4 protein-coding genes are annotated in these 7,116 nt (G+C 48.9%); all 4 read left to right on the top strand.

The window, feature by feature from the left end; genetic code table 11:
• The coding region (locus VIM87_RS10490) for a FecR family protein (protein WP_331996950.1) at window positions 1-778 on the top strand (778 nt) is incomplete at its 5' end.
• 141 nt (window positions 779-919) lie between these two features.
• A complete protein-coding gene (locus VIM87_RS10485) occupies window positions 920-4,276 on the top strand; it encodes a TonB-dependent receptor (protein WP_331996949.1) in 3,357 nt (1,118 codons plus the stop codon).
• A gap of 22 nt (window positions 4,277-4,298) precedes the next feature.
• Window positions 4,299-5,735, top strand: a complete 1,437-nt coding sequence (locus tag VIM87_RS10480) for a RagB/SusD family nutrient uptake outer membrane protein (protein ID WP_331996948.1) — start codon at window positions 4,299-4,301, stop codon at window positions 5,733-5,735.
• 11 nt (window positions 5,736-5,746) lie between these two features.
• A partial coding sequence (locus VIM87_RS10475) for a twin-arginine translocation signal domain-containing protein (RefSeq protein ID WP_331996947.1) occupies window positions 5,747-7,116 on the top strand: 1,370 nt, incomplete at its 3' end.

Genomic DNA, 7,116 nt, shown 5'->3' with positions numbered 1-7,116 from the left:
GACAGCCCTTACCCTGGCAGATGGCAGCAGCATTACGCTGGACGATGCCGCCAACGGTACGCTGGCCAGCCAGGGCAACACCAGGGTTATAAAGCTGAATGGCAAGCTGTCCTACAATGCAGCAGATAACAGCCAGCCATTAGGATATAACACGATTGCTACGCCGCGTGGAGGGCAATACCAGGTAGAGCTGCCGGATGGCAGCCTGGTATGGCTGAACGCAGCATCCTCCTTACGTTTTCCAACCGCCTTTACAGGTAAAGACCGCAGGGTGGAGATAGTGGGAGAGGCTTACTTCGAGATCGCGAAAAATGCCGCCATGCCCTTTTTTGTAAAGGTGAAGAACGCAGAGGTACAGGTACTGGGCACACACTTTAACATTATGGCCTATGATGAGGAAGAAATTGTGAGAACCACACTGCTGCAGGGATCTGTGCGTTTTGTAAGCGGCAGCAGTAACCAACTGCTGGCGCCCGGTCAGCAATCGCAGATGGAAAGGAACGGCCAGGTAAAAATAGAGAACAGTGTAGACCTGTCGGAAGTAATGGCCTGGAAGAACGGCATCTTCCATTTCAAGAGTGAAGACATCACAACTGTCATGCGGCAATTATCCCGCTGGTATGACATTGACATCGTATATCAGGAGAATGAAGTGAACGACCGGTTTAATGCCGATATTCCAAGGGACACAAAGCTAACAGACGTATTACGGGTACTGGAGCTAACAGGCTCCGTTAAATTTAAGACCGAAGGAAGAAAAGTAATTGTCATGCACTAGAGATCAGCATATTTTCTCCCGGGGGGGACATTTATTCCACAAAGAAAAACAAGATTGTTTCAGCCAAACAGCAACACTATGCAACCAATTGCTTGTGGCACACCTTTGCCATGCCGTAAACGGCCCGTTATCAAAAAACTGATGCTTCTTAAATTCATTGCACTGTTATTATTTTCCATTTGTGTGCAGGCGCACGTTAAAACCTTTGCACAAAAAGTAACGCTCTCTGAAAAGAATGCATCCCTGGAGAAGATCTTCCGGGAAGTAAGAATGCAAACCGGTTACACCTTTGTTTACACAGACCTGATGCTTAGCAAAGCAAAAAAGGTGAACGTGGAAGTGAATAATGCCACACTGGAACAAACGCTGGAGCTGTGCTTTAAAGACCAGCCGCTTACCTATACCATTGTAAATACGATGGTAGTGGTAAAGGAGAAAGAAGCGCAGCAGCAAAAACAGTCCGCAACGCTGGCGCCTGCGCGGCTTACCGTTACAGGTAAGGTAACCAGCGCCACCGGTGAGCCGCTTGCCAGGGCCAGCATTGGCGAAAAAGGTACTACCAATGCTACCCTCACAAAGGATGATGGTACCTTTTCACTAAATGTATCCGGCCCAAATGCAGTGCTGGTCATCACTTATGTAGGTTTCCTTTCCAGGGAAATGAGCGTGGGTAACCAAACCGATCTTATCATTGTAATGGAGCAAAGCAATGCTAACCTGAACGATGTGGTGGTAGTGGGTTACGGCTCACAGAAAAGAAAAGATCTGACAGGCTCCGTATCCTCTGTTAGCAGTAAGGATATCCAGGACCTGTCAGTTACACGTGTGGATCAGGCCTTGCTGGGTAAAGTAGCCGGTGTACAGGCCAAACCCGTATCCGGTGAGCCGGGCGCCGCTATGCAGATCCGGGTAAGAGGTATCGGCAGTATCTCCGCCGGTGTTACGCCGCTTTACGTGGTAGATGGTTTGCCTGCTTCCAGTATAGAAACGCTGAATCCCAACGATATTGAATCACTGGACATTTTAAAAGATGCATCCGCCACCGCCATTTATGGCTCCCGTGGCTCCAACGGCGTAGTGATCATCAATACCAAAAGAGGGAAAGCCGGCAAAACAATCATTTCTTTTGATACCTATGTGGGCTGGCAAAAAGTATCCAGGCGCCCAAAATTCATGAATGCAAAACAGCAGGCCCAATACCTGTATGATGGTTACCGCAACCGTAACCTGGATGCAGGTAATGATGTAAGCGGTGCGCCGCAAACATGGAAGGTGCCGGTGCCGCAAACTGCGCTGGATGTGCTGAGCGGTAAAAATACCATTGAAACAGATGCGCTGGATGATGTGCTGCGTACCGCGCCGGAACAGCATTACCAGCTTTCAGCCTCCGGTGGTACTGAAAAGGTGCGTTATGCTTTAAGCGGCGAATACCTGAACCAGGATGGTATTATCATCAACAGTAATTTTAAAAGATATTCTGTACGCGCCAATATTGATGCGCAGCTTACAAAACGTTTGTCAGTAAAGTTGAACATGAACCCTTCCTATACAGATGCGCATGTAGTAAGCGCCAGTGGTACCGGTACCGGTCCTGCTGAAAGTGTGATAGGCATGGCTGCAGCCGTAAATCCTTTTTATCCCTTATACAATGCTGACGGCAGCTACTTTGTATACACCGGCCGCGATGCATCTGCCGACCTGCTGAACCCTGTAGCGCTGGCAAAAGAGATCCTGAACCGCCAGAAGGGCATGCGTTTCCTGGGTAATGCCAGCGCACGCTATGATATTATAGATGGCCTGAATTTTAACGTAATGGTGGGGGGCAGCTACCAAAGCAACCGCGGTTTGCGTTTTAAACCGAATATCCCTGCTTTCCTGAATAACCCTGCCCTGGGTACAGATAATACGGCGATGATCAGTAACTGGTTATCAGAGTACACGCTGAACTATGATAAAAGCTTTGGCCGGCATCATGTTACCGCCTTGCTGGGTTACACTGCACAAAAGGAGATCGGGGAAAGCAATACCCTTACCAGCGATAAATATCCCAACAACCAGGTTCCCACTTTAAGCGCCGTGAGCGGCCTGCTCACCAATGGCTCATCTGATATGTATCAATGGTCCATCGTTTCCACCTTAGGCAGGATCAACTATAACTACAACAGTAAATATTATATCACTGCATCCCTGCGGCGCGATGGTTCCTCCCGCTTTGGCGCCGATAACAAATACGCGTTATTCCCGTCAGCAGCAGTGGCCTGGCGTATTTCAGACGAAGATTTTCTGAAGAATGTGACCTGGCTCAGCGAGCTGAAGCTGCGCGCCAGCTATGGCGAAACCGGTAATAACAACATTGGTAACTACGACCAGTTTGCTACTATTACGTATGAAAAGTATGCGCTGGGCGGTACCGCTATTGGCGGTTATGCACCCGGCAGGCTGGCCAATTCCAACCTTACCTGGGAAAAACAACGTTCGTTCAATACCGGTGTTGATATGAGCTTTTTTAACAGGAGGCTGATGTTATCCGTTGATCATTTTCAATCGAGGAATACGGACCTGCTGCTGAATGTGAATGTGCCTGACATTACCGGTTTTAGCACCGCGTTAAAGAACCTGGGTGAGGTGAAAAATACCGGTTGGGAGTTTGTGGTAAGCACCGTGAACATAGACAGAAAATTCAACTGGACCACCAGCTTTAATGTATCCACGTATAAGAACAAGGTAGTGAAGCTGGGACCCAATGGGGATCCTATTATCTCAGATGGTAATATCACTATGATCGGTCAGCCCATTGGTATGTTCTATGGCTGGATCACCGATGGCGTGTTTATGAACCAGGCGGAGCTGGATAAAGGCCCCATCTTCAGCCCGGGCGCCAGCGACCGTTCAAGGGTGGGAGATACCCGTTTTAAAGACATCAGCGGTCCGGATGGTAAACCCGATGGAATTATTGACAGCCGCGACAAAACCATTATGGGATCTCCCTATCCTGATTTCTATTATGGCATGACGAACAACTTCTCTTACCAGGGGTTCACTTTAAGCGTGGGCCTGCAGGGCTCACAGGGCAACAAGATCCTGAGTATGGCCAGGCTGGGTACCGTGCTTACAAAAGCCAGCATCCGCCAGCTTACTACTTCGCTTGATTACTGGAAATCAGAACAGGAGCCGGGTGATGGCAATACACCGCGCCCGAACAACCTGGTTACCGGCAATACCCGCGGCCTTTACAACCAGCGCTTCCTGGACGAAGGATCTTACCTGCGCATCAATAACATTACCCTGGGTTACCTGCTGCCATCAAAAGTAAGCAGCAGGCTGGGTCTTCAGGCCCTGCGTTTTTATGTGAATGCGGTCAATCCTTTCATCTTCACAAAAAATACCGCATTCAACCCGGATGTGAGTAACAGCGAAAATCCGCTCAATCCCGGTGTAGACCTCAATAACTACCCGCTGCCCAAAAGCCTGATCGTAGGATTGAACGTGACCTTTTGATGAGCTTTAAAAACGAAATGTTATGAAAAAGATTATTAGCTTTATAAGCATCCCACTGTTGTTCATATCATGCAGTAAGAACTTTATAGAAATGCAGCCCATCTCGTCCATCAGCGTGGACGCGCTCTACAAAACAGATAAAGATTACCAGGACGCCGTAATAGGCTGTTACCGTACCATGCAGAACCAGTACCAGAATTTCTGGCAGTTTGGCGACCTGCGGGGCGATGATGTGGAAGAGCAATGGACCGCTGCCCTGGACCTCATGCGTATTGATAATTTTACAGCAGACAACAGCGAAACCGTGATCGCCAGCTCCTGGCAGAATTATTATAACCTGATCAACCGGGCCAACACCATCTTGGATAAGATCAAAGATGCCGATTCAACCGTGGTGAAGAACAAGAACCGTCATACCGGTGAAGCAGAGTTCCTGCGTGCAATGGCCTACTTTGACCTGGTAAGGATCTTTGGCGATGTACCCATGCTCACGACCCCCATTAGCAGTGATGAAGCGCTGAAAAAGGGCCGCGATAAAGTAGCGGATATTTATGAGCAGGTGATCATTAAAGATCTGCTGGATGCTGCTGCCCGCCTGCCCGCCAAATATAGCGGGTCCGATGTGGGCCGCGCCACCGGTGGCGCAGCCAAGGCCATGCTGGGGCGGGTATACCTGGCCCGTAAGGATTTTGTAAAAGCAGAAGCTGTACTGCAGGAAGTAACGCAAATGAACTACGCGCTGTTAGCGAATTATACTGACCTGTTCGACTATACGAAAGATGAGCACCATAGTGAATACATATTCGATATTGAGTATGAGGAAGGCATTGGCCTGGGTAGTATTTTCACCAGCAACTTCTGCCCCTTTGTAGCATCAGTAATGTCGTTCTACGGCGTAACCGGGAGCACGGGCAACCATGGCTCGCCTACAGCTAAGCTGTTTGCCGCATTTACAGATGGCGATAAACGCAAAGATATTACAGTAGCCAAAGGCGTAACGGATAAGAACGGCGTGTTCACTCCACTGCCCACCGGTTTTGGCATGCAGGCATTCACTAAAAAATACATGACGCCCATGAAAACATCCAACGACAGCCGCGCCAACTGGAAAGTGATCCGGTATGCCGATGTGTTGCTGATGTATGCAGAAGCGCTGAATGAGAATGGCAAAACACCGCAGGCCATTACTTATCTGAACCAGGTGCATACCCGTGCAGGCCTTGCCGCCTATGGCGATATGCCGCAGACTGTTACCCGTGAGAATATTTACCTGGAAAGAAGGCTGGAGCTTTCCTATGAAGGCGTTCGCTGGTTTGATCTGCTAAGAACAGACCGCGCGCTGAGCACTATGCAGTCTGTGGGAATGAAGTCTTACATGACCGTATTCCCGTTACCATTAGGCCAGATCCAGATCGTAAATGATCCGGCCATTCTCCCGCAAAACGAGGGTTATAATTAATTATAAAAGATATGAAAGGAATTTCCCGTAGAGATTTTATGCAACAAAGCGCTACGTTGGCAGGGGGAGCTTTGCTTCCTTTTCCACGTGGCCTGTTCACAAAAAAGAAAGAAGATCCGTTGGTAGGCATCCAGATCGGGGCTATCTCTTTTATTGACGAAGGCATTAACCAGGTGCTGGATAATGTGCAGGAGCGCGGGCAGGTGAATACCCTGTTCCTGGCTGCTTTTACATATGATACCGGTATTGGCGGCGGACAAATAAAAGGTTTCCGTTTCCCTGATCATGGCAAACAGGAGTACCGCGATTTTCATGGCGGCAATTTTGCCACCCCGCACCCGGAGTTTTATAAGAACACCATACTCAAACAAACCAAAGCGCCGGACCATGGCAACTGGGATATGTTGGAAAAGGTGATCCCCGAAGCAAAAAAACGGGGCCTGAAAGTGTATGTTTTTAACCAGGACAGCTTTACCTGGCACAAGGATACACCTAACATTGCAAAGCTGCAGGAAACAGGCATTTATGGCCAGCACGTAGAAAGCTGCTGCGATTACAACCCGGAGTACCAGCATTTCGTAAATGCCATGACCCGCGACATCAGTGCTTCTTATGACATTGATGGCGTAATGTGGAGCTCTGAACGGCAGGGACCCTTTAACAACGCCATTCAGCCGGTAAAAGGCGATCAGCCTACCGCACGTATCACATGTTTTTGTCCTCATCACAGAAAGGTTGCCAAAGAACGCGGTATTGATGCAGAGCGTGCGCTGGAAGGTTTCAGAAAACTGGTAGTGTTCAGCAAACAAGCTACTAAGGGTATGCGCCCTACAGACGGTTATTTCTCCACCTTTTGGCGCATACTTACAGACTACCCTGAAATACTGGCCTGGGAAAAGCTATGGACCGACGGGAACCGGGGCACCTATAAAAATGTATACGACGCCGTAAAGGCCGTAAAACCAAAGGTGCAGGCAGGTTTCCACATCTGGCATCCTAACTCGCTGAGCCCTTTTACCCGTGCGCAAACACCGTTTGAAGAGCTGGCCTATGCCGATTTTATAAAACCCGTGGTGTATGATATTGTAGGCGGCCCGCGTTATGCCGCTTATATTGATGCCGCTACCTCCACTGTTTTCAGGGACGTGCCGAAGGAAGAATTCCTGCAGTACAACAACCACCTGATGAACTACGGACCTATGAAGCTGGATGATCTGCCAAAGAATGGTATGCCGCTGGAATACCTGAGCCTTGAAACAAAAAGAGCGCTGGACAGCGTGCAGGGGAAATGTAAGATCTACACCGGTATTGATATTGATATACCTACCAAACCGGAGAACAAACAAACATCGCCGGAAGCCGTGTATAACTCTACTATTAC

It is taken from the genome of Chitinophaga sp. (assembly GCF_036569125.1).
Taxonomy (GTDB): Bacteria; Bacteroidota; Bacteroidia; order Chitinophagales; family Chitinophagaceae; genus Chitinophaga.
This window is presented reverse-complemented; position numbering and strand designations above follow the sequence as displayed.